The sequence below is a fragment of the Microcoleus sp. S13_C3 genome (assembly GCF_036700905.1).
In the GTDB taxonomy this organism is placed as follows: domain Bacteria; phylum Cyanobacteriota; class Cyanobacteriia; order Cyanobacteriales; family Microcoleaceae; genus Microcoleus.
Genome location: NZ_JAUBPT010000056.1, coordinates 25,323 through 47,110, shown reverse-complemented (window position 1 = coordinate 47,110; position 21,788 = coordinate 25,323). Strand labels below are relative to the sequence as shown.

17 protein-coding genes and 2 pseudogenes are annotated in these 21,788 nt (G+C 47.9%); 9 read left to right on the top strand and 10 right to left on the bottom strand.

The window, feature by feature from the left end:
• Positions 1-259: 259 nt before the first annotated feature.
• Together fabF and acpP are read right to left on the bottom strand one after the other, a co-directional pair.
• Complete coding sequence (gene fabF / locus QUA16_RS17000; RefSeq protein ID WP_333104467.1) at positions 260-1,513, bottom strand: beta-ketoacyl-ACP synthase II; 1,254 nt, start codon at positions 1,511-1,513, stop codon at positions 260-262.
• A 97-nt stretch (positions 1,514-1,610) separates the two neighbouring features.
• Positions 1,611-1,865 carry an acyl carrier protein gene (gene acpP, locus QUA16_RS16995; RefSeq protein WP_333104466.1) on the bottom strand — a complete coding sequence of 85 codons (255 nt, stop codon included), beginning with the start codon at positions 1,863-1,865 and terminating at the stop codon, positions 1,611-1,613.
• A 540-nt stretch (positions 1,866-2,405) separates the two neighbouring features.
• On the opposite strand from acpP, the gene QUA16_RS16990 reads away from it, so the two are divergent.
• Positions 2,406-3,311, top strand: coding sequence for a CoB--CoM heterodisulfide reductase iron-sulfur subunit B family protein (locus QUA16_RS16990; RefSeq protein ID WP_333104464.1), 906 nt, complete (start codon positions 2,406-2,408; stop codon positions 3,309-3,311).
• A 732-nt stretch (positions 3,312-4,043) separates the two neighbouring features.
• Positions 4,044-5,255, top strand: a complete 1,212-nt coding sequence (locus tag QUA16_RS16985) for a chloride channel protein (RefSeq protein WP_333104463.1) — start codon at positions 4,044-4,046, stop codon at positions 5,253-5,255.
• 107 nt (positions 5,256-5,362) lie between these two features.
• Here the strand turns inward: QUA16_RS16985 and QUA16_RS16980 are convergent, their stop codons facing one another.
• Entirely contained in the window at positions 5,363-5,485 is a 123-nt protein-coding gene (locus QUA16_RS16980) for a hypothetical protein (RefSeq protein WP_333181262.1), read from the bottom strand.
• 187 nt (positions 5,486-5,672) lie between these two features.
• Here QUA16_RS16980 and QUA16_RS16975 point away from each other — a divergent pair.
• The 3 genes and pseudogenes from QUA16_RS16975 to glmS all read left to right on the top strand — a co-directional run bounded on the left by QUA16_RS16975 (position 5,673) and on the right by glmS (position 9,462).
• A pseudogene (locus QUA16_RS16975) lies at positions 5,673-6,860 on the top strand (RNA-guided endonuclease InsQ/TnpB family protein).
• Positions 6,861-7,133: 273 nt separating this feature from the next.
• The gene (psaC, locus tag QUA16_RS16970) at positions 7,134-7,379 is read left to right on the top strand and encodes a photosystem I iron-sulfur center protein PsaC (protein ID WP_015175986.1); all 246 of its coding nucleotides are present in this window, start codon (positions 7,134-7,136) and stop codon (positions 7,377-7,379) included.
• Positions 7,380-7,539: 160 nt separating this feature from the next.
• Positions 7,540-9,462, top strand: a complete 1,923-nt coding sequence (glmS, locus tag QUA16_RS16965; protein ID WP_333104462.1) for a glutamine--fructose-6-phosphate transaminase (isomerizing) — start codon at positions 7,540-7,542, stop codon at positions 9,460-9,462.
• 97 nt (positions 9,463-9,559) lie between these two features.
• Here the strand turns inward: glmS and QUA16_RS16960 are convergent, their stop codons facing one another.
• From QUA16_RS16960 to QUA16_RS16950, 3 genes are read right to left on the bottom strand one after another with little or no spacing between them, the layout of a single operon-like run.
• Positions 9,560-9,802 (bottom strand): hypothetical protein, encoded by a 243-nt coding sequence (locus tag QUA16_RS16960; protein ID WP_333181261.1) that lies wholly within the window; start codon positions 9,800-9,802, stop codon positions 9,560-9,562.
• A gap of 59 nt (positions 9,803-9,861) precedes the next feature.
• On the bottom strand, positions 9,862-11,382 hold the full coding sequence (locus QUA16_RS16955) for an O-antigen ligase family protein (RefSeq protein WP_333104460.1): 1,521 nt from the start codon (positions 11,380-11,382) through the stop codon (positions 9,862-9,864).
• 43 nt (positions 11,383-11,425) lie between these two features.
• A complete protein-coding gene (locus QUA16_RS16950) occupies positions 11,426-12,271 on the bottom strand; it encodes a YaaW family protein (RefSeq protein WP_190733343.1) in 846 nt (281 codons plus the stop codon).
• A 417-nt stretch (positions 12,272-12,688) separates the two neighbouring features.
• On the opposite strand from QUA16_RS16950, the gene QUA16_RS16945 reads away from it, so the two are divergent.
• The gene (locus QUA16_RS16945) at positions 12,689-13,756 is read left to right on the top strand and encodes an FAD-dependent oxidoreductase (protein WP_333104459.1); all 1,068 of its coding nucleotides are present in this window, start codon (positions 12,689-12,691) and stop codon (positions 13,754-13,756) included.
• A gap of 68 nt (positions 13,757-13,824) precedes the next feature.
• On the opposite strand, the gene QUA16_RS16940 is transcribed toward QUA16_RS16945, so the two are convergent.
• Entirely contained in the window at positions 13,825-14,730 is a 906-nt protein-coding gene (locus QUA16_RS16940; RefSeq protein WP_333104458.1) for a Uma2 family endonuclease, read from the bottom strand.
• A 165-nt stretch (positions 14,731-14,895) separates the two neighbouring features.
• Between QUA16_RS16940 and QUA16_RS16935 the strand changes: the two genes are divergently transcribed.
• On the top strand, positions 14,896-15,045 hold the full coding sequence (locus QUA16_RS16935) for a hypothetical protein (protein WP_333181260.1): 150 nt from the start codon (positions 14,896-14,898) through the stop codon (positions 15,043-15,045).
• Positions 15,046-15,096: 51 nt separating this feature from the next.
• Here QUA16_RS16935 and QUA16_RS16930 read toward each other — a convergent pair whose 3' ends face one another.
• The 3 genes from QUA16_RS16930 to QUA16_RS16920 all read right to left on the bottom strand — a co-directional run bounded on the left by QUA16_RS16930 (position 15,097) and on the right by QUA16_RS16920 (position 19,616).
• Positions 15,097-16,023: a polysaccharide deacetylase family protein gene (locus QUA16_RS16930; protein ID WP_333104457.1), complete on the bottom strand. Its 927-nt coding sequence runs from the start codon at positions 16,021-16,023 to the stop codon at positions 15,097-15,099.
• Between the two features lie 501 nt (positions 16,024-16,524).
• The gene (locus QUA16_RS16925) at positions 16,525-18,141 is read right to left on the bottom strand and encodes a bifunctional pantoate--beta-alanine ligase/(d)CMP kinase (protein WP_333104456.1); all 1,617 of its coding nucleotides are present in this window, start codon (positions 18,139-18,141) and stop codon (positions 16,525-16,527) included.
• 329 nt (positions 18,142-18,470) lie between these two features.
• Positions 18,471-19,616 carry a septal ring lytic transglycosylase RlpA family protein gene (locus tag QUA16_RS16920; RefSeq protein ID WP_333181259.1) on the bottom strand — a complete coding sequence of 382 codons (1,146 nt, stop codon included), beginning with the start codon at positions 19,614-19,616 and terminating at the stop codon, positions 18,471-18,473.
• Positions 19,617-20,085: 469 nt separating this feature from the next.
• Between QUA16_RS16920 and QUA16_RS16915 the strand changes: the two are divergent.
• Together QUA16_RS16915 and QUA16_RS16910 are read left to right on the top strand one after the other, a co-directional pair.
• A pseudogene (locus tag QUA16_RS16915) lies at positions 20,086-20,704 on the top strand (IS607 family transposase).
• On the top strand, positions 20,646-21,785 hold the full coding sequence (locus QUA16_RS16910; RefSeq protein WP_333104469.1) for a transposase: 1,140 nt from the start codon (positions 20,646-20,648) through the stop codon (positions 21,783-21,785). Before QUA16_RS16915 ends, QUA16_RS16910 begins: the two are co-directional and overlap by 59 nt.
• The last annotated feature ends 3 nt before the right edge of the window (positions 21,786-21,788 follow it).

The following is a 21,788-nucleotide window of genomic DNA, read 5'->3' as shown; positions in this document are numbered from 1 at the left end:
TACTCATACCCATAAACTTTTCCTTACCTTGATGACTTAGCTTTTGAGGCATTATAGAACCGTTAATGACGAGCGGGTTCCCCTGTGTATTTTGTTTGTTTTGTCAAGTACAATTTATACCAAATTAGATGAGCTTACCCTGAGGTTGAATTAAGTTGATTTACTTAATAGCCGATCGCCCCATCAAAAATTAATCTAAAAAATAAAAAGGTGAAAAATTAATTTTTCACCTTTTAACTCTCGACTTTCTAATTGCCCGTTACTGAACAAACTTCTTGAATGCCAGAGTCACGTTGTGGCCGCCAAATCCAAAAGAATTCGACAGCGCCACATCAACTTTTAGATCGCGGCTTGTATGAGGAACATAGTCCAAATCGCACTCAGGATCGGGATTTTCCAGATTGATTGTCGGCGGGATTTTGTCATTGGCGATCGACATTACCGTCGCCACCGCCTCAATGCCCCCAGAACCGCCCAAAAGATGACCGGTCATCGACTTGGTAGAACTAATTGCTACTTTGTAAGCGTGGTCTCCCAAAGTATTTTTAATCGCTTTTGTTTCCGTAGAATCGTTGGGAAGCGTGCTCGTGCCGTGAGCGTTGATATAGCTCACTTGATCCGGCGTCAAACCCCCATCCTTGAGCGCTAAAGCCATCGCGCGCGACGCACCGTTCCCCCCCGGTACCGGAGAAGTCATGTGATACGCATCGCAAGTTAAACCGTAGCCGACGATTTCTGCGTAAATCTTCGCGCCACGCGCCAGAGCGTGTTCCATTTCTTCTAGAATCAGAATGCCAGCACCTTCGCCGACGACAAAACCATCCCGATCGCGATCGAACGGACGAGAAGCATGAGTCGGGTCATCGTTGCGAGTCGAAAGCGCCCTCGCCGCAGCAAAACCTGCCACGCACAAAGGTGTCACCGCAGCTTCTGTACCGCCGCAAATCATTGCTTGGGCGTAACCCGCCTGAACTAAGCGAAACGCATCGCCCACGGCATTTGACCCGGCAGCGCAAGCCGTCACCGTGCAAGAGTTTGGCCCTTTAGCGCCCGTGTGAATCGCCGTCAGGCCCGCGGCCATATTCGCAATCATCATGGGAATCATAAACGGGCTGCATCGATCGGGGCCGCGAGTCAGATATATCTCTTGCTGGTCTTCTAAAACCTTCAGCCCGCCAATGCCAGTGCCAAGAATGACACCCACCTGTTCTGCGTTCAGGTCGTTAATCTCAAACTTCGCATCAGCAAGAGCTTGCTTGCTGGCTGACACCCCAAATTGAGCAAAGCGATCCATCCGCTTTGCTTCCTTGCGCTCTAAATAGTCGTGTGGGTCGTAACCCTTCACCTCTGCGGCAAAGCGGCAGTCGTGCCGCGACGGGTCGAATAAGGTGATCGGGCCTATACCATTCTTCCCGGCAAGCAACCCGTCCCAATATTCAGACAAGGTATTGCCGATCGGTGTAATCGCGCCGAGACCCGTGATAACAACGCGCTTACGCTCTAAATTTGTCATGATTTCAGTTTCAAAAAATTAAACACCCAGAACGCAGAACAAAAGAGGAGTTTCCAGTTTTCTAACTTCTCTCCTCTTAGGGGAAAAGACAGGTATTTTATGCTTTTGGAGCTGCAAGTTGGCTGCTGATGAAATCTACAGAAGCTTGAACCGTAGTAATTCCTTCGGCTGCTTCGTCGGGAATTTCAATATCAAACTCTTCTTCCAAGGCCATGACCAGCTCTACTGTATCTAAGGAATCTGCTCCTAAATCGTTAGCAAAGTTGGCTTCGGGCTTGACTTCGCTTGGATCGACTTCCAATTGATCAGCCACAATTTTCTTGACTCTAGCAAAAATGTCGTCTTGACTCATAACCTCGTGTCCTCATTGGTTGCTGCGTATCTAATCTTATCCGAAAGGGGGATCGGCAAGAGAAAGGCTGGCCGCTTTTCTAAGTGACACGGGCCAGCGACAATTGGGACACGGACGATCGCAGCAACCCTACGACTAAGGAAAAAACCCATAGCCCACAATCAATCATCTCGTTTAGCAACCTGATAACGTTGAGGAACCGGAATTTTGGGTCGATGGTGCGTCAATCCATTTTAGATTTTAGATTTTAGATTTTAGATTGAAGCATTGACTCCACGGATAAATACGTTCGGCAAGTTTCTCGGATACAGGTTTTTTATTTCTGGGTCCTGAGTCTGCTTTCGGAATGAATCACGTGGCGGGTATCCTGGATGCTTGATTGTCAGTCATCAACTCAAAATGCTTGAGAAAAGCTGACAATTGGCTCCTAGCTAGGCGGTGATACGTTAATTATAAAGAGGGAAAACTAAGCAGGAAGCCTCCCGACTTCGATCGCTCAAGTTTCTTGTCCCGAACCTTGTGTCCCCTGCAGAAACAATTATGCCATCCCCAAATCTCAAATATGCTTACTTTCCCGGTTGCGTTCCCCAAGGGGCGGCCCGTGAACTTTACCTGTCTACCCAAGCGCTGACTCAAGCGTTGGGGATTGAACTGGTGGAACTCAAAAAAGCTTCCTGCTGCGGTTCTGGCACTTTCAAGGAAGATTCGCAGTTACTCGAAGATACTGTCAACGCTCGCAATATTGCTTTGGCTGAGGAACTGAATCTGCCTTTGTTGACACATTGCAGCACTTGTCAAGGGGTGATCGGTCATGTGGACGATCGCCTCAAGGAATCTCAGAAAACCGATCCTCACTACATAGAAAAAGTCAACGGTTTACTTGAAAAACAAGGCTGTTCGCCTTATCAAGGCAGTACGGAGGTGAAGCATCTGTTGTGGGCGATCGTTGCAGATTACGGGCTCGACGAGGTGCAGAAGCGAGTCACCCGCAAGCTTTCAGGTTTGAAGTGCGCGTCTTTTTACGGGTGCTACCTGCTGCGAGCTCAGGATAAGCTGCTTTACGATGACCCGCACCAACCGGAATCAATGGAAAATGTGTTTCGGGCGATCGGGGCAACTCCGGTTTACTATCGAGGGCGGACGCAGTGCTGTGGCTGGCCGTTGGCGAGTTATGCCACTAACCAATCTTTTCAGATGGCAGGCAAACATATTCAAGATGCTCTTGACAATGGCGCTGATTGTATGGTAACTCCTTGCCCGCTTTGTCATTTAAATTTGGATGCGCGGCAGCCGGAGGTGGAAAAAGTAATCGGGCGCAAGTTGGGTTTGCCCGTGTTGCATTTGTCGCAATTGGTGGCTTTGGCTTTGGGTGTGGAGCCAAAAAAACTAGGACTTGATCGACATATTGTTTCAACTAAGCCCGTGTTAGAAAAATTAGGCTTTTAGTCGATCGATTTGCGCGGGTTTGGAGTAAGAGCTTTAGTCCTTTCTCATCTTCAATCCAGGTTGGTAGTAAAGACTTTAGTCTTTTCTCAAATCAAATCCGGTTAGAGCGGAATTATAGGCGAGTGCTAGCGGGACGATCGATCGCGCTTATACACTCTTGAGTTGATAGAAGATACCGTCCACAATTTCAGTCCTGGACGCACACATACCAAAGAAACCGGGTTTTTTACCGAATCTGCGGGTCACAACCTTTGTTTTTTCGTAAAAAAACCCGGTTTCTGAGCCCCGGTGGGTAAGTCCTAAATTTGTCCTTTTGTCCCCAGAGGTGGTCTAGTCTTCTTCTTGTGGGGCAGCAATGGCGTTGCGGAGTTATCACTCGTTGTCGGTGAAGTTGCTCGACAATGCCATTTATTTCTGATCTTAGCTCGTCATCAGAGAGCCCAAATGGGTTCTTTAAGCTATTGACACCACCAAAATATGAAGCGGTCTAACGACGGGGGCTTCAGCGAACGGCGTTGCACGGTGGCTACACCACTGATAACCGATGCCTCAGTTCCGTTGCCAGCCCTTGTTAGACTGCGATCGCTAGACCGCATACCGTAGCCCGGATCTAGACTCAAAAGCAAGTGTGGGGCTGGTAGGTTAATATGCAAATCACAGAAATTGTATACAATTACACAAAATAGTTTTTTAAGACTTCCTAACTGCCTAGCTATTGACAAGGAGTAAACAATGAAACGAAACCCAGTAAATCTCACACGTTCGGTATTCCTATGGGCAATGCTAGGAATCATTTGTGGTTTGTTTGGTGCAAGTTATTGGATATTTTTGTCTTACATGATGGTGGGATTTGAATATTTTAGTGGACATTCTCTACTAATCATCATGCCGCTTGCGGGTTTACTCATCGGTTTGCTCATTCATTGGCTGGGAAATCCTGGCGAAATAGGGTTGATTATTGACAATATTCATCTCAATGGTGGGCGGTTACCAATGAACGAGAATCCTTCGATGATTCTGTCGTCGCTAATCAGTATTGCAAGTGGAGGCAGTGCGGGTCCAGAAGCACCAATGGTGCAAGTCACAGGTTCAATTGGTACGTGGTTAGCCGATCGCTTTCAATTGCGCGGAGAGGCACTACGAACTTTGAGTATTGCTGGCATGGCATCTGGTTTTACAGTTTTGTTCGGTGCTCCTTTGGGTGGTACTTTTTTTGCTTTAGAAATTCTGCATCATCAGAATGTTGTGGAGTATTTTGAAGCAATATTGCCTGCGGTAGTGGCAAGTTGTGCAAGTTACACCATTTTTGTAGCAATTACCCAGCTTGGAATAGGCCCTACCTGGCATTTTCCTCAATACAATGTGGACAGCCTTTATGACTTTGGCGCAGCGATTGCTTATGGAATCGTAGGTGCGCTCATGGGGTGGCTTTTTATCGCTATATTTCGCGGTGTAGGTCGCTTGTTTGATGCCATACCCAGTCCAATCTATGTGCGGACTACTTTAGCTGGGCTAGGACTTGGTGTTTTATCAGCTTTATTTCCGCTCACTCGTTTCTTTGGTGAACATCAAATTGAAAAAATTGTTGAGGGAAACTTTCCTTTGGAATTTCTCTTGATTTTAGTTATTGCTAAAGTGTTTGCCATTAGTACGACCGTAAATGGAGGCTGGCGGGGAGGGATTATCATCCCACTGTTTTTTATAGGATCCTGTTTAGGAAAGGCAATCGCTATCATTAATCCCGCATCCAACGAGACTTTGGCAATGATTTGTGTAATGGCTGCTCTGAATTCAACAGTTACTCGAACTCCAATTAGTACAACTCTGCTACTGGCCAAATTGACAGGATTTAGCACTTTTACACCGATTCTCTTCGCTAGTCTCGTGGGCTTCTTCTTGGCTCCCCGATCTCCCTTCATTAGCTCACAGCGTAAAGTGGATTAACCAAACGGCTAGAATTCCTCTAATAGCTCGGTGTAGCGGTGAAAAATACGTGCAATTTGCGAGTGTCGAGTCTAAAGGCTTCTGCCATTACAAATGCACCAATGGCATCAAACAACATCTAGCCGTTGATACCAGTCAGCTTGCCGTTTTTGAGCCATTGCACAACAGCCAGTGTGTCCGATGAATATGGCTTGATTGAAATGTTGAGTCACAACCTCGATTATTTTCACACTCTGACCCGTCAATATTCCGAAGATTACCATTCTGCAAGGGCAAGGGGTATCACCCGGATAAGATCATCAGAAAAATGGGTGAGAAACCCCGTCCTTCTAGGAGGGTTTTACTTGAATTTTGCTAAGACCTTCTACTATTTCAGATGGGAGGTGCTAGACTGTGAAAGTAACGCCAAAGGTGAGCATGACACTAAAAGCCTTCAGTTACCGATTCTACCCCACGCCGGAACAAGAAAGTTTGTTGCGACGCACACTGGGTTGTACTCGTTTGGTTTACAACCGTGCATTAGCTGCAAGAACTGAAGCCTGGTACAAAGACCAGAAACGGGTAGGGTACGCTGAAACCTCTTCAATGCTAACCGAATGGAAGAAAACGGAAGAACTTGATTTTCTTAATGAAGTTAGCTGTGTACCATTGCAGCAATGCTTGCGCCACCTGCAAACTGCCCTGAGCAACTTCTTTGACGGGCGGGCAAAATACCCCAACTTCAAAAAGAAACGCAATGGCGGCAGTGCTGAGTTCACCAAATCTGCTTTTAAGTTAAAAAACGGACAGGTCTACCTAGCAAAATGCACTCAAGCGTTGCCTATTCGCTGGAGTCGGATGCTGCCTGTCGGTGCGACACCATCAACGATTACGGTGAAGCTTTCACCATCTGGTAGATGGTCAGTCTCTCTGTTGGTAGATGTTGAAATTGAAGCACTACCTGTGTCAGACAGTCAAGTCGGCATCGACTTGGGAATTGCGAGTTTACTCACTCTGGGCACGGGTGAAAAGATTGCTAATCCCAAAGGATTTAAGGCAAAGTATCGAAAGCTCAGGAGAGCGCAGAAATCTTTAAGTCGAAAGCAGAAAGGGTCTAACAACCGTCACAAAGCACGGCTTAAAGTAGCGAGAGTGCATCAAGAAATTACTGATGCAAGAAAAGATAACCTTCACAAGTTAACGACTCGATTGGTGCGCGAAAACCAAAGGATTGCCATTGAGGATTTAGCTGTGAAGAACATGGTTAAAAATCGGAAACTAGCTCTTGCCATAAGTGACGCAAGTTGGGGTGAATTGGTCAGGCAACTTGAATACAAGTGCAACTGATACGGTCGCACTTTAATCAAAATTGACCGATGGTTTCCGAGTTCAAAACGGTGTGGCAATTGCGGTCACATCGTTGAAAAGATGGCGTTAAATATCCGGGAATGGGATTGTCCTAAGTGCCGGACTCACCATGACCGAGACATCAATGCGGCAAGGAATATTTTGGCGGCAGGGCTTGCCGTGTCAGTCTGTGGAGCGACCGTAAGACCCGAACAGAGTAAATCTGTTAAGGCTGGTGCGAAACCCCGTCAGGGACAGAAGCAGAAACCCAAGCAGTGATGTTTGGGAATCCCCGCACTTTTAGGGCGGGGAGGATGTCAACAGGCTGATGCTCAAACGGTTGGCGAATGATATAGAGCCCAAATGGGTTCTATCAGAGTCCCACCGTGAATAACTGTGAAGTTTTGTCGCTTTTTCGCGAAGTGCTTCCAGGCACTGCGGTAGACTAACCTTTAATTCTCTGTGCAGGCTATAGCGGTGGCACCTCGCCGTCAAATCTGTTCACTCGCAGAGGCAGCAAATTTTTAGTGACTCGTTGGGAGCCTTTATTCAATGTCTCATTCAGTCAAAATTTACGATACTTGCATCGGCTGCACTCAATGCGTCCGCGCTTGTCCGACTGACGTTTTGGAGATGGTGCCCTGGGATGGCTGCAAAGCAGCTCAGATTGCCTCATCTCCCCGCACCGAAGACTGTGTAGGCTGCAAGCGGTGCGAAACTGCTTGTCCCACCGATTTTCTGAGCATCCGGGTTTACCTGGGAGCAGAAACCACTCGCAGTATGGGTCTAGCCTACTAAATATCGATCGACACATCGATCGAATTACGGGCACAAAAGAGGGGGCGATTAAATTGCCCCCTCTTTTTTTGTCGCGGAATCTGCATTCTGGGGCCGGAAGAAGGTAAAAATGATAAAACTTAAGTTTTATTGCGATCGCTAAGCAGGAGTAGTACGTTAAATGTGCGGAATCGTTGGCTATATCGGCACGCAAGCAGCAAGCGAGATTTTGCTAGCAGGATTGGAGAAACTAGAATACCGGGGCTACGATTCAGCGGGCCTCGCTACCATCTCCGAAGGAGAAATTACCTGCATCCGAGCAAAGGGCAAATTGCACAGCCTCCGGGAAAAGCTAGCAGAGATAGACTCTCTGGCTCCCATCGGCATCGGACACACCCGCTGGGCCACTCACGGCAAGCCTGAAGAATATAACGCTCACCCTCACCTAGATAATAGCGGGCGAATTGCGGTAGTTCAAAATGGAATTGTCGAAAATTATCGCGAGTTGCGGAAAGAATTGAAAGCGAAGGGACATAAATTTGTCTCGGATACCGATACAGAAGTTATCCCTCATTTAATAGCTGAATTTTTGAAAGAAGCAAGAAGGGAGAAGGAAGAAGAAAAAGATAAAAAAACCGAGAAAATTGCGGATTTATCGTTTTTGGAAACTGTTTTAAAGGCGGTAAATAAATTAGAAGGAGCTTTTGCGATCGCCGTTATCTGTGCAGATTTTCCAGAGGAAATAATTGTCGCCAGACAGCAAGCTCCTTTGGTAATTGGCTTGGGTGCTGGCGAATTTTTCTGCGCTTCCGACACGCCGGCCTTAGTATCTCACACCCGCACTGTTTTGTCCTTGGAAAATGGCGAATTGGCAAGGCTAACTCCGATGGGAGTCGAAGTTTACAGCTTTGCAGGAGAAAGGCTGAAAAAAAGCCCGCGCATCCTTGGTTGGAGTCCGGTTTTAGTCGAAAAACAAGGCTTCAAACACTTCATGCACAAGGAGATTTATGAACAGCCAGCCGTAGTCCGAGCTTGTTTGGAGGCTTATTTAGACAGCGATTGGCAGCCAGGCAATCCGCGCTCTCCCATCAATCTCAACTTGCCCAAAGAACTTTGCGCTGATGTCGAACAAATTTCCATTCTCGCCTGCGGAACGAGCTGGCACGCCTCGCTAATCGGCAAATATTTGTTGGAACAATTAGCTAATATTCCGACAGCGGTGCAGTACGCTTCTGAGTACCGCTACGCACCGGCACCGCTGACAGCAAATACTTTAACTATTGGGGTAACTCAGTCGGGAGAAACGGCGGACACGCTGGCTGCTTTGGGGATGGAACAGCAGCGCCGCGCGGGTTTTACTGATAAATTCCGGGCGAGAATGTTAGGCATTACTAATAGGACGGAAAGTTCGATCGCCCACATGATGCCGCAGGTAATCAACACCCACGCTGGTATAGAAATCGGCGTTGCTGCGACTAAAACTTTTGTCACTCAGTTGATGGCATTCTATTTCTTAGCTTTGGATTTGGCGCACCAGCGGCAAACAATCAGCACTGAGAGATTGGCAGAAATTATTACTGGTTTGCGCCAGTTGCCAGCGGAAATTGAGAAGTTTTTGGAGATTCAAGAACAGTATGTGGAGGAATTGTCTCACCAGTTTACAGACACCCAAGATTTTATCTTTTTGGGGCGGGGAATTAATTTTCCGATTGCTTTGGAAGGGGCGCTGAAACTGAAGGAAATTAGCTACATTCACGCCGAAGGATATCCGGCGGGAGAGATGAAACACGGCCCGATCGCCCTTTTGGATGCGAAAGTGCCTGTAGTGGCGATCGCCATGCCCGGAAGCGTCTACGAAAAAGTGCTTTCCAACGCTCAAGAAGCCAAGGCCCGCGACGCCCGTTTAATTGGCGTTACGCCGAAGCAAGGTGTGGCGGAAGCCGAGATTTTTGACCACATTTTGCCCGTGCCTTTGGTGGATGAATTGTTGTCACCGATTGTGACAGTGATTCCGTTGCAATTGTTGGCTTATCACATTGCGGCGCGTCGAGGTTTGGATGTGGATCAGCCACGAAATTTGGCAAAATCGGTGACGGTAGAATAAAGGAATTCAGTTGGCAGTTGGCAGTTGGCTGTTGACTGTTGACTGTTGACTGTTGACTGTTGACTGTTGACTGTTAGCAGTTGTTATTGGTTATTGGTTATTTGTTATCAATAACCTTCCAGGCTCTGCCTCCGGGAGCCCGATGCCCGATGCCCGATGCCCGATGCCCGATGCCCGATGCCCGATGCCCGATGCCCGATGCCCGATGCCCGATGCCCCATGCCCGATGCCCCATGCCCCATGCCCGATGCCCGATGCCCGATGCCCGATGCCCGATGCCCGATGCCCGATGCCCGATGCCCCATGCCCGATGCCCCATGCCCGATGCCCGATGCCCCATGCCCGATGCCCGATGCCCTATTCCCGATGCCCTATTCCCGATGCCCTATTCCCGATGCCCTATTCCCTCTGGCTGACTCCGCAAATTGCGGCTAACAGCAACCAGCTTGTAGTATTGAGTCGGAAATCAAACAGCGTCACATCTACAGTGTTAAAAAGCGTACAGGCGGCGAAGGCTAATAAATAACTGAAAAAAATTAGGCGATCGGTCGCTCTTACATCTTGACAAACTACCTGATTTTTGCTATTAATTATTGATTTTTGATTGAGCACTAAAGCATTTTCCGCTACCTCCTGTGTTGCTATTTGCTCGTGTTTAATATCCCCAGGGAAAAGCGGCCAATTCGCCAGCAGCAAAACACCCCTAGCCAAAACCCAGCCAACTAAACCAAACAAAAAAAGCGTTGCGGGTATCCCCGTTTCCGCAGTCAACATCAGCATCAAACTGTGAGGATGACCAAGCCATTCTTGCATCTGAGCTTGATATAGAGGCGTAAAATTTCGCAATCCCCAACCAGTCCAAGGACGCTGCTGAGTCATTGACCAAGCAAATTCCCACTGAGTTTTTCTCAAAGTAGCTGTCGGCCGATTTGGGAACATCTCGTCGGTGAGTCTAGCCCAGAAAAAAGCCGGAACAATTCTTCGTAAATATTGCCGCAGTGGTTCCGGCCCAAAGGCCGACAAAAAAACTGTGCTAGCTACACTAAAAACCGCAGCTAATAATTTTTTATAACCCGCATAAAATGCAAAAGCCAAAACTGCCAAAACTGCTAGCCCCCAAGCATTGCGAGAATTAGTAAAAATCAAAGCAACAGCATTTCCGATCACTGCCAAACTTAAAAATAGGAATCGGGCATTGGGCATCGGGCATTGGGCATTGGGCATTGGTAAGTGGTGACAACTGACAACTGACAACTGACAACTGACAACTGACAACTGACAACTGCCAACTGACAACTGACAACTGACTTCTTCCATCCACAGTCCCAGTGCTAAAGTAAAAGCAATTGTCAGATAGCAAGCTAAAATATTAGCGTACATAAATACAGAAGCCATGCGGCCGGGGGGATTGCCTTTGGGTTCGAGTACCCAGCCAAAAACAGGCTGCAATTGATCGATGCCGCTCCAGCCTAAAAATTGCTGTCCCAGACCTAAAATTATCACTGGAATTGAACTAATTACAATCACCCAAGACAATTGCCGCAATTGAGGCAGAGTTTGAATTAAACTGCTAAAAGCGGCAAACAATATAAAGAACGGCAAGAAATTGTACAACCCTATAAAAGCCTCGATGCGGTTGTGGGCAAAAACCGCTGTGATGACTAGCAACGCGCTCAGAATTGCAAATCCTCGATTCAACGGGCGGCGACTAATTTGACGGAACTTTTGCTTCCAAGTGCCGGCCAATCCCAGGAATAAACCTAAAGCTCCCAAAATGGGAATTAAGGGAAAAATTAGCATCCCCACTTGGGCGAAATTCCAAGGAATTTGCAGGCGGGGATCGGGATGTTTTTGGAGGCGAGACTTGAGATTTTCGGCTGTCTGTTTGGCAGCTAATTTCAACCGATTTTTGATATTCACCCACACTCCCAATCTCAAATCTAAAATCTACAATCTACCATCGTTAAGCTAGTTCCCAAACGCATTCCGATCGCGTCAGGCGTATTTGAGCTAAGGCAAAAATGGTCGGGATAATGCGGCCGTAGTTCGTGGAAATCGATCGCCAACCCAAATCCGCTAAAAACCAAGTCCACATCACCGGGCCGACTAACGAAAATACGCTCCGCGTTGCACCGTAACGAGCCGCACTCACCGCCATACCGCGCCGCGCCGTCTGAATTGCGACATAATTTTGAAACTGGGTTGCTGCAGTTGCAGTGCCTGCAAGCACTCCTTGTTTTGCCATTTGATAGGTGGCAAAATGCAGCGCAAATTGATTGGCCATTAGTTTGAGCAGCATTGGTTTTAAGATGGAACTAACAGCTAAAGCGCTGCCGCCTTTGAACAGTAAACCCAGCGGGTCTTTTTCAGCAGAAATTGGCAGGGGTTCTGAGAGTTTAGAATCAACGATCGCTCGCTGTACGCGCAGTGTCAGCGCTTGCTGTTCATCTGCAGGTAAACGCTTCCACGCGCGGCCCATTAAGTGCAGAAATACTTCTGCCTCTAAGTCGGTGGTTGACAACTGTCTGGGATAAGGGATTTTGAGATAGCGACAAACTTGAATTAGTGCTTGTCTGTAAGTTACTTGTTGGGTTCGCCCTCTGAGTACCGTCAAGCCGTCGGCTGCAAGATAGCGAAACCGCTGTTCTACGGCGTCGAGCCATGCTTGGCGATCGCGACTTTGTACATCTATCGGTGCGGGGGTTTGCACGTAATCTAAAGGGTTAAACTTGCGGCTGAACAGAAGTTCTGTTAGTTGCTGCAATTCTTCTTCTGTTGTCAATTCGAGTGCTGCTCTGAGTTCGTCCAAAATTTTGCCCTCCCCTATGCGATTTTAGATTTTAGATTTTAGATTTTAGATGACGGCTGGTTGACAACCATTAGGATTTAGGATTTACCTACAGTGGCATTTTTTGATCTGGTCTTAATCATGGAGTCGTGCTGTCCTTTATTCTACTACTTGGTGCAGGGCGATGGCGTCGGGTCATCGCCCGTGCTACGGCTCTTTTGAGTCATCGGTAAGGTACAAATTCAGCTCGCAGCCTTTAAGCTGATGTTTAGATTCACAAGGCTGACCGAAAGCATCCAGGATACAAGCCCCCGGATTCATCCGTCCAGAAATAAAAAACCTGTATCCGATGAAACTTGCCCCCCAATTTATCCGTGGGGTCAATGCTTCAATCTAAAATCTAAAATCTAAAATCTAAAATCGATTGACTGATTGATTATGTTCGATGTTGCGGTGATTGGTGCGGGTATGGCGGGGCTGAGTTGCGCTCAACGGTTGCGTCAAGCTGGTTATTCTGTGGCGGTTGTTGAGAAATCTCGCGGCGCGGGGGGACGAGTCGCTACCCGCCGCGTACAGGGTACTAGGGCCGATCACGGGGTGCGGTATCTGGAACCGCAGGGGGATGCGGTGCAGGGGTTAATTGAGGTTTTGGTCGATCGCCACATCCTCAAACTCTGGACTGATACTGTCTGGGAATTCAGACAGGGGAAACTTTCTGCTATTGCTAGTTCTTGCTATGTCGCACCTGCGGGTATGAATGCGATCGGTAAGTATCTGGCGGAGGGGGTAGAAATTTGGTTTGGCCGCCGCGTACAAGCTATTTCGACTACAGATAACCAAATGTGGCATCTTTCCCTAGAACTCACTGACAGCAATTTAGAGATACCTCAAGAATTGATTGCTAAGGCTGTGGTTGTGGCAATTCCTGCACCTCAAGCTTTAATGTTTTTGAATTCGGAAATTGGTTTGAAATCGGATTTTCTTGACAAATTGCTTTCTGTGGAGTACGAGCCTTGCATTACGGTTATGGCTGGCTATTCTGCGGCAAAACAGCAAGATTTAAGCAATCTAAATCCGCCGTGGAAAGCTGTTTCTTTTCCCGATAATTCTGATTTAGCTTGGGTTGGTTTGGACAGCAGCAAACGGCTCGATCCGCAGCAGCCGGTGTTTGTGGTTCACAGCAGCGCAAATTTTGCAGAACGCCATCTAGAATCGGTTGATTTGCCAACAGTCGGTCAAGAATTGCTTGATCGAGCTTCTGAATATTTAATTTCTTGGCTGAAGGAGCCGGAATGGTTGCAGGTTCACCGCTGGCGCTATGCTTTTTGTCGAAATCCTTTGCCTGTTTCTTGTTTGCCTGCTGGGGGGAATTTGCCGCTGGTTTGTGCGGGGGATTTGTGCGGGGAAGGTCAAATAGAGGGTGCTTTGCGATCGGGTTTAGCGGCGGCTAATTGGGTGAATTCTCAATTGCAAAATTTGCCGTTAGATTCAAGCCTAAATTGGTAATATGGCTACAATTAAGGTATCGAAAAAGACCAAAGTCCTTGCTAGGAAATGGTCAGCTCGACCGCCCTTTATCCCAATCGCTGCACCTCTTCCACCGACAGAGAAAGCGCCTGGGCAACTTGTTCGATAGTCAAACCCATTGCCAGTAGTTGGGGGATAGCATCTCGTTGTGTTTGCTCCACGCGATCGGCCCGTTGACGCTCAGCTTCGGCCCGTTGACGCTCAGCTTCAGCTCGTTGACGCTCAGCTTCAGCCCGCTGGCGTTCCTGTTCGGTGTGGAGGCGTTCGAGTCGAGCTTGCTCGCTCCCCGTCAGCAACAAATTCCCCTGATTATCCCACCAGCGCAACCAACGTTGTGTCTGATTTTGATAGCTGCCTTCCCATACGCCTAACTCTACTCCCATGCGGTCGATCGGGTAATGTCCGCGATCGTTGGGTTCCAATCGACAATAACGGGCGTTTACACAGTTGTAGACTTCCAGTTGGCTGGTTTTGATTGTATAGATGGCGTAGTAGGGAATGCGGATAATCTGTTCGTATACCCAAAACTTCCCTGGTTTTTGATTAGTACCTTCTGGCCAACGAGATAAAGACGTGTTGTCTCGTTCTTCGGAACCATCCCCACTCGCCAATTCGATCGCAATTATTGGCACCATATACTCGCGCCAAATCACGTAAGACCGACGAATTTCGCCGTCTAACAAAGGCGGAACGTTCGGCACGTAGAACCAGTCAGGGGCTTCGGCTCCGCGTTCTGGTGGGTCGGTTTCGCGCCAGTAGATGCCACAATCTTGCCCGATCGCATATTGTCCGTCGGGGTGAAGCGTTTGCAGTGTGCTTTCTAGGGAGTCGGTGAGCAGGATACTCTGGGGATGTTCTTGAAAGTTCTTCACGAACGTGCCGTCTGATTCGGGGAGTTGCGTGTGATCCGGGAAGGCGGGGGGCAACCCTGTCGCATTAAGACTTTGGGTCATGGCTGGTACGCGACTCGCGATCGAACTGATGCTCTGTTATAGCCTAGCGATTTTCGATCGATTTGTGTAGTTGAAGAAGGAAGTTCGGCAACGGATTCTGTAACGGATGTAACGGATGTCAGGAAGAAGGAAGTTCGGCAACGGATTTTATAACGGATGTAACGGATGTCAGTCCGATGTCCGTCGGAAGAAGGAAGAGGGGAAATGCCATTAAAGCAATGGTTTCAGGAGTTAGTTAAGAACGTCGCCGGGCATCGGGCGCGGTTGCTACTTCTTCCTTCTTCGTTCGGCTATAGTTATGAAAAATTTATCTAACGACATACAAAAAAATGGAAAAATGGTGTAAAATCCCACTTTTGCAAATAGTTATTTTTGTGCTGTTTCCTTTTGCTGTAAGTCTTGTTTTTGCATCTGCAATAACTCTGGAACTGTTACGAAACTGTACCCTTCCTTTCTCAATCGAGCAATAATATCAGGTAAAGCTTTTACAGTTCTCGCTCGATTGCCGCCACCGTCGTGCATCAGCACAATGCCACCGGAATTGGCCTGCCTCATCACGTTGTCTATCAAAGATTCCGTAAGAGTGCGCCAATCAAAAGAATCAGCAGACCACATCACAACTGCATAATTTTTCTTTTGAGCATAAGCTGTCAATCCATTGTTTAAAATGCCTCCTGGCGGGCGGAACATCGATGTTTGGATGCCGGTCAATTCCTCAATTAAGGATGAAGTGCGATCGATCTCGCGAGCGGCACCGTCTTCGTTATACTTAATGTATTGGTGGTTCCAAGTGTGGTTGCCGATCGCGTGACCGGCTGCTGCGACCTGTTTGCCAATTTCGGGATAAGTTTGCAGGTATCTTCCTACCCAGAAAAATGTAGCCTTAATATTGTTTTCCTTGAGAATATCTAGGATTTGTTTAGTTGTTGTCGGCCAGGGGCCGTCGTCAAATGTCAGGGCGATCGCCTTGTGCTGGGAGTCGAGTTTCGCGTGACTAATGGTTGTCCCTTGAAACTGATCCGGTACGGCTGATTGAAAGCGCATTCCCTGCAATTGGGTTAGAGCATTTTGGGAAAATTCAACTCGACGGGCGATCGCCTGTTGGAGCTGATTAATATTGGATATCGGCTGTTCTTCTTGCGAGTGCGATACGGCCAAGACTTGCGCCTGAATCGGTGCCAATGGCTGATTTGCCCGCAAGTTAATCGGCAACGTCACACCCAGCAAAAAACTTCCTATGGCGGCCATAAAAGCAACAATTAAAGTTTTTCGCCGCCTCAAGATCCGTTTCATTTGTGTCACGTCATTCTCTCCTTCACACCTTGCACAGTTAATTTTATATTTTATGTTGATATCAACTTAATCCTCTTAAGAGGATAATCTTAAATCCGATTGCCCCTAAAAATACTACTGGAAATAACTGATCGCGGGGAAGTCCGTCAGGATAAAAAACATTAAGACTTGTAGGCAAGAAATCCCCTAACCCATAAAAAATGGGATGGTTCAAATTTTCCCCCACCAAGCGGACGGCGCTCAAATCTGGTTAAGGGCACTTTATATTCTTAGGGACTCAGGCTGGGGCCCGCGTCCCTACCTAACGCTGCAAGATGTGAGTTTAACCTGACATTTTGCACCATTTTCCTGAACAGGCTTTCCGGTTTGTTCCACTCATAGTTCAATTTTCTTGTCGAACACGCATCTTGTCCGCCCCTAAAATGCTTATTGGCAATGGTGCAAGATGTGAGTTTAACCGGATTTGATATGAGTGGCGATCGATGCCCGCCAGTCCTAAAATTAACTTTTAGGGCCGATTCTCTCTTTGTACAAGCAGACAATCCGATCGATAACTTCGGCAACAGTCAGATTGTCTGTTTGAATTTCCACAGCATCGGCCGCTTTACGCAAAGGTGCAACCTCGCGGGTGCTGTCCTTTTCGTCCCGCAGGGCGATGTCTTGTTCCAATTGGGCCAAGCTAATATTAGCCCGATCGGTGTCTTTTAGTTCTAACAGCCGCCTGCGCGAGCGCTCTTGTACCGAAGCCGTCAAAAAAATCTTCACTTCCGCATCGGGAAACACGTTAGTGCCGATATCGCGGCCTTCTGCTATAATTCCGCCTTTTGTGCCGCAGCGCCGCTGTTCCTCCAGCAGAAACTGCCGCACGGCGGGAAGTGCCGCCATTTCCGAGACGCGGGATGTCACTTCCAAACTGCGAATTGCCTCGGTTACGTCTTCGCCGTTAATCTTCAACATCTTTGATGCGGGATCGAGGTTGTATTCTAAATAACTGGAACTGATTAATTCGGCGATCGCGCATTCGTCGGAAATCGGCGTGTCTGTTTTCAATGCCAGCCAAGTCAGCGCCCGATACATCGCACCGGTATCCAGATAAAACAAGTTCAAAGCTGTTGCGGCAAGGCGAGTTACGGTAGATTTGCCTGCTCCCGCCGGGCCGTCGATCGCCACAATTGGCCGGCGATTCCTGAGAATTATATTGTCAATCAAGCGAGTAGAGCCAACTCTGGCGGCCACGGCTAAAAGTCCGGCTGTTTCCACAACCTGCAACGGCGTCAAAGTGTCGGGCTCGACGATTTCGGCGTATTCGAGCTTGACTGCGGGCTCTCCTGCGACTGCTGCGTGGGCGACAGCGAGTGCGGCGGCTGCGGTGCGATCCCCTGAAGCAAAAGTTTTCGAGGCTTGTTGCAGCGCGCGGTAGAGTACGGAGGCTTGCTGTTTTTGCTCTGCTGTTAAATACTGATTGCGAGAACTCATTGCCAGTCCCGACTCTTCCCGGACGATCGGACAAGCGACAATCTCTACAGGCAAGTTAAAATCAAAGACCAGCTTCCGAATAATTGCTAGCTGCTGGGCGTCTTTTTGACCGAAATAAGCTTTTGTCGGCTGCACCAAACTCAAAAGTTTAGTAACAATTGCCGCGACGCCCTGAAAATGACCGGGCCTTGCTTTGCCACACAAAACCGATGTCATCGTCGGTGGCGGCACTACTTGAGTTAAGGATGAAAGGTGAATCTCTATCTGTTTTTGGGCGGTTTGCTCTGTTTCTGTACGCGCGGCGAAGCTATCCCGTAGGGAATCGACCGCTTGGTTGCCGAACATTTCGGTTGCTGAGGGAGCAAATATGGCATCAACCCCAACTTGTTCGCACAACAGCCGGTCTTGCTCGAAATTCCGAGGATAATCTTGAAAATCTTCTGTCGGCCCAAATTGCAGCGGGTTGACAAAAATGCTGACCAGGGCGATCGCATTTTCTTGCCTTGCCCGCTGGATCAAGCTCAGATGCCCTGCGTGCAAAGCTCCCATCGTCGGCACCAAACCGACTGTCAAATGAGGTGCAGCAGACTTTTGTAAATTTAAGTAGCAGCGAAGTGCTGCAATGGTAGTAAACAGGCGCACCGGTAGAATCTCCTGAAGGCATTCGGCAGAATGCAGAGTTTATTTGTTGTCAGAATTTGTTCGACTTGACATCTTGCACCATCCTCAAGAACAGGCTTTTCGGCCTGTTCCACAAAGAATAGTGCAAGATGTCAGTTTTATCTCACATCTTGCACCATTCTCAATTAGTTGTTTAGGAACAGGCTTTTCGGCCTGTTCCACAAGAAAACTCATTCTTTGTGGAACGGGCCGGAGAGCCCGTTCTTGAAAATGGTGCAAGATGTCAGTTTTATTCTACTTTCTGCTTTCTACACTTCGGATAACTTTTGTATTCTGCCTTAGACTACCGTTCAGCGTCCACCAGTTGTTTGCTGCGGCGGTTCGATCACTTCGATTTCCACTCTCGCAACGCCACTGCTCATCATTCCCAGCACGCTGGCGGCGCCGGCGGACAAGTCAATGAGCCGATCGCCCACATAGGGGCCGCGGTCATTAATGCGGACGACCACAGTGCGGCCGTTGTCGAGATTTCTTACCATGACTCTCGTTCCAAAAGGCAAGTTTGGGTGGGCTGCGGTCAAATCATTTTGGTTGAAACGCTCGCCGCTGGCGCTGAGGTTGCCGTTAAATCCTGGGCCGTACCAGGAAGCCCAGCCGCTGAGGCGCACTTGAACTGGGCCCATAGACAGCACGGGGGGTTCTGGTTGGGGTTTGCCTGCGACTTCTTCCAGGGGTGGGGCGTTGCCCAGAAGTCGCCGGAGGCGATTGGTTGCTTGCAGGGCGTCTCTGCTAAAGTTGCTGGTGGTGTCGGGGAGGATGGTTTCGGCGTTGATGTTTACCAACTCCTCGCCGTTTGCCTGGATAATGTAGCGATCGCCTTTTTCCCACTTAACGGTAATGCTGTTGGGATCGATGTTGTTGCGGGCTAGCTGATTGAGTCTTGCTGCTAAGCTTGATGCCCGCCAAATTGGATCGGGTTCTTGGTTGCTAGAGTTGCTGGCAATGTTTCCGACTTTGGGATTTTCTCTGGCGCCCGCTACTTTTGACGGACTGCTAGCACCGGCTTGGCTGTTGCCAGTTTCTCCCAAAGGCGTGTTTGTTTCCGGACTGGCGTTGAGAAAGGTGATGACTGGAATGTTTCGCACGTAGACTGTCGCTGCTTGTCGCCCGCCTAAGTTGTGGGGCTGAATTTTGGCGATCGAGTCTCGGGCAATTTCAGCTCTTGCTTGATACTGATACTGTCCGACTTTTTGCGCTTCGACCCGAGTAGCGTTTAACTGCCGGGACGGTTGGGTGGCAATTACTTGCTCGGAAACCTGAGAGTTTTGGTTGTCGGCACCTGTTGCTTGTGCGTGACAAGAGGATGCCGTTCCTACCACAGGAACTAACAGGACAGCGAGTAGACCACCAACAAATTTTTCCTTCATACGTCCATTTTTGTGAATAGCCATTGCCAACCGAGATTGGAGGATTGGCCATTTGGCGGCGGGCGTCAAGGATTTCTCTCTTGCCCTTCGCCATTCCCCCGTGAGTCAAAGCAAAGTATCCGGGTGCGTTTTTGCTTTAATGCTTCCGCCCCAAAAAAATTTGGCGGAAACTTCCCTGACACTTGACAACTCGTACTCGATCCGCAATTTGTGTTTTGTTCACGAACTGCAACAGACTACCACAAACTTTTGCGGTTGGGGATCGCTGCGATCGCGCTTTTCACCAAATCCTCATCAAATTTTCTCAAAACCCTCTATCATAAAACCCTTTAGTTCCAGTGCTTACAGCCGTTTCAGTCTTTACGGAAAAATTTACAAAAATTTACAAAAGTTTAGTGTCTTTTGTGGGCTGCCGAATGGCTAGTCTTAAAAAAGCTGTTTGTCAACTGCTGCGACAAAGTAAATTATTCTTTGTAAATTCCCGGAACAACCTGGCCAAACAGGATAACATAGAAGATGCAAGCCAAAAACAACCCGCATGACTCGTTATGTCACCCCCAGAGAAGCCTGCAAACTCCTCTGAGTTTCCGAAAAAACCCTTAGAAACTGGGACGAAGCGGGAAAAATCAAGACAATTAGAACTCCTACCAACCAGCGGCGTTACGACATTGACTCAGTGTTCAGTGACCGACTCGATCCAAGAATCACCTCCCTCTACTGCCTTTGTTAGCAGCGCCAAGCAAAAAGAAGACCTCAGCCGACAAATCAACTACCTCCAAGGAATCTACCCGCAAGGTCAAGTCTTCAAAGATATCGGCCCAGGACTCAATTTTAAAAGAAAAAGCCTTCTTGCCCTTTTGGGACAAGTTCTGTCAGGAGACATCAGCCCAATTGTGGTCTGTCACCTTGACCGACTCGCAAGGTTTGGTTGTGACCTCATCCGATGGATTTGCGAACAAAACGATTGCGAACTCGTGGTTCTCGGTCGAACAGAGTTATCTCCAGAAAGAGAAATGGTTGAAGATATCCTTGCCATCATCCACCTATTCAGTTGTCGGCTCTACGGCCTGGGAAAATACAAATCTACTATCAAAGAAGATCCGAGTTTACCCGGAAACAAAATTAGCAGCAACTTGGAGAACTTGGATAGCTGCTAGTCGGTGGTGTTACAACCAAGCGATTGCTATCCTCAAAACCCAGAAAATAGGTAAATACGATCTGCGAAAGCAGATTATGGATAGCGCACCGGAGTGGATAAAACAGCAGCCTTACAATCCCCGACAGCTAGCAGTATTTCAAGCATTTGAAGCCCACAAAGCTGCTAAAAAATCGGGAGGCTCAGCTAAGTTTAGAACCTGTAGAGATACCTCTCAAACCATTAGATTTCAAACCGACAACTGGAAATCCCGCACGTTTTACCCTCAAGGAACCAAAGGCTTAAGTTTTAAGTCAGCAGAACCAATTCTGGATGTCATGCAGCACGAGCCAAGTCTTAGCTTAATTAACGGTCAGTGGTTTGTAAGTTATGCAGTCAATGAAAACAAGCCTGCTGCTACTGACTCAAGATTGGCTGTGGCACTCGACCCCGGTGTAAGAACTTTTATGACGGGTTTCGACGGACAAGAGATACTAGAGATAGGCAAGTATGACATTGGCAGAATCTACCGTCTTGCTAGACATCTAGATCAAATAATGAGCCGAATCGGTTCCAGCAAAGGGAGAAGTTTTAAACGACTTCGCTATAGCTTGAGAAAAGCTGCATCTAAAATCAGAATCAAAATTAAAAATTTGGTGGCTGAGTTGCACAAAAAAACAGCGAAATATCTGTGTGACAAATACCAGGTAATCTTTCTGCCGACTTTCGAGACTCAGCAGATGGTGAAAAAAGGTAAACGCCGCCTGGCTGCGAAAAAAGCTAGAGCTATGGTGACTTTGAGTCACTATAAATTCAAACAAACGTTGAAGCATCAAGCAGCCAAACACGGTTGTGTTGTAGTAGACGTAACAGAAGAGTACACCTCTAAAACTTGTTCAAAGTGCGGTAACATTCATACAAAGTTAGGAGGCAGCAAGCATTTTGCTTGTCCCGACTGCGGCCACAAACTAGAACGGGATACCAATGGCGCTTTCAATATTTTGTTGAAAGCTTTGAGAGATACCTCTTTGACTGGAATTCTTGCTGATTTCCAAGTCTTACCATACTCAGCAATCTCGGACTTCGGGGAATTGCCGGGTTAAATG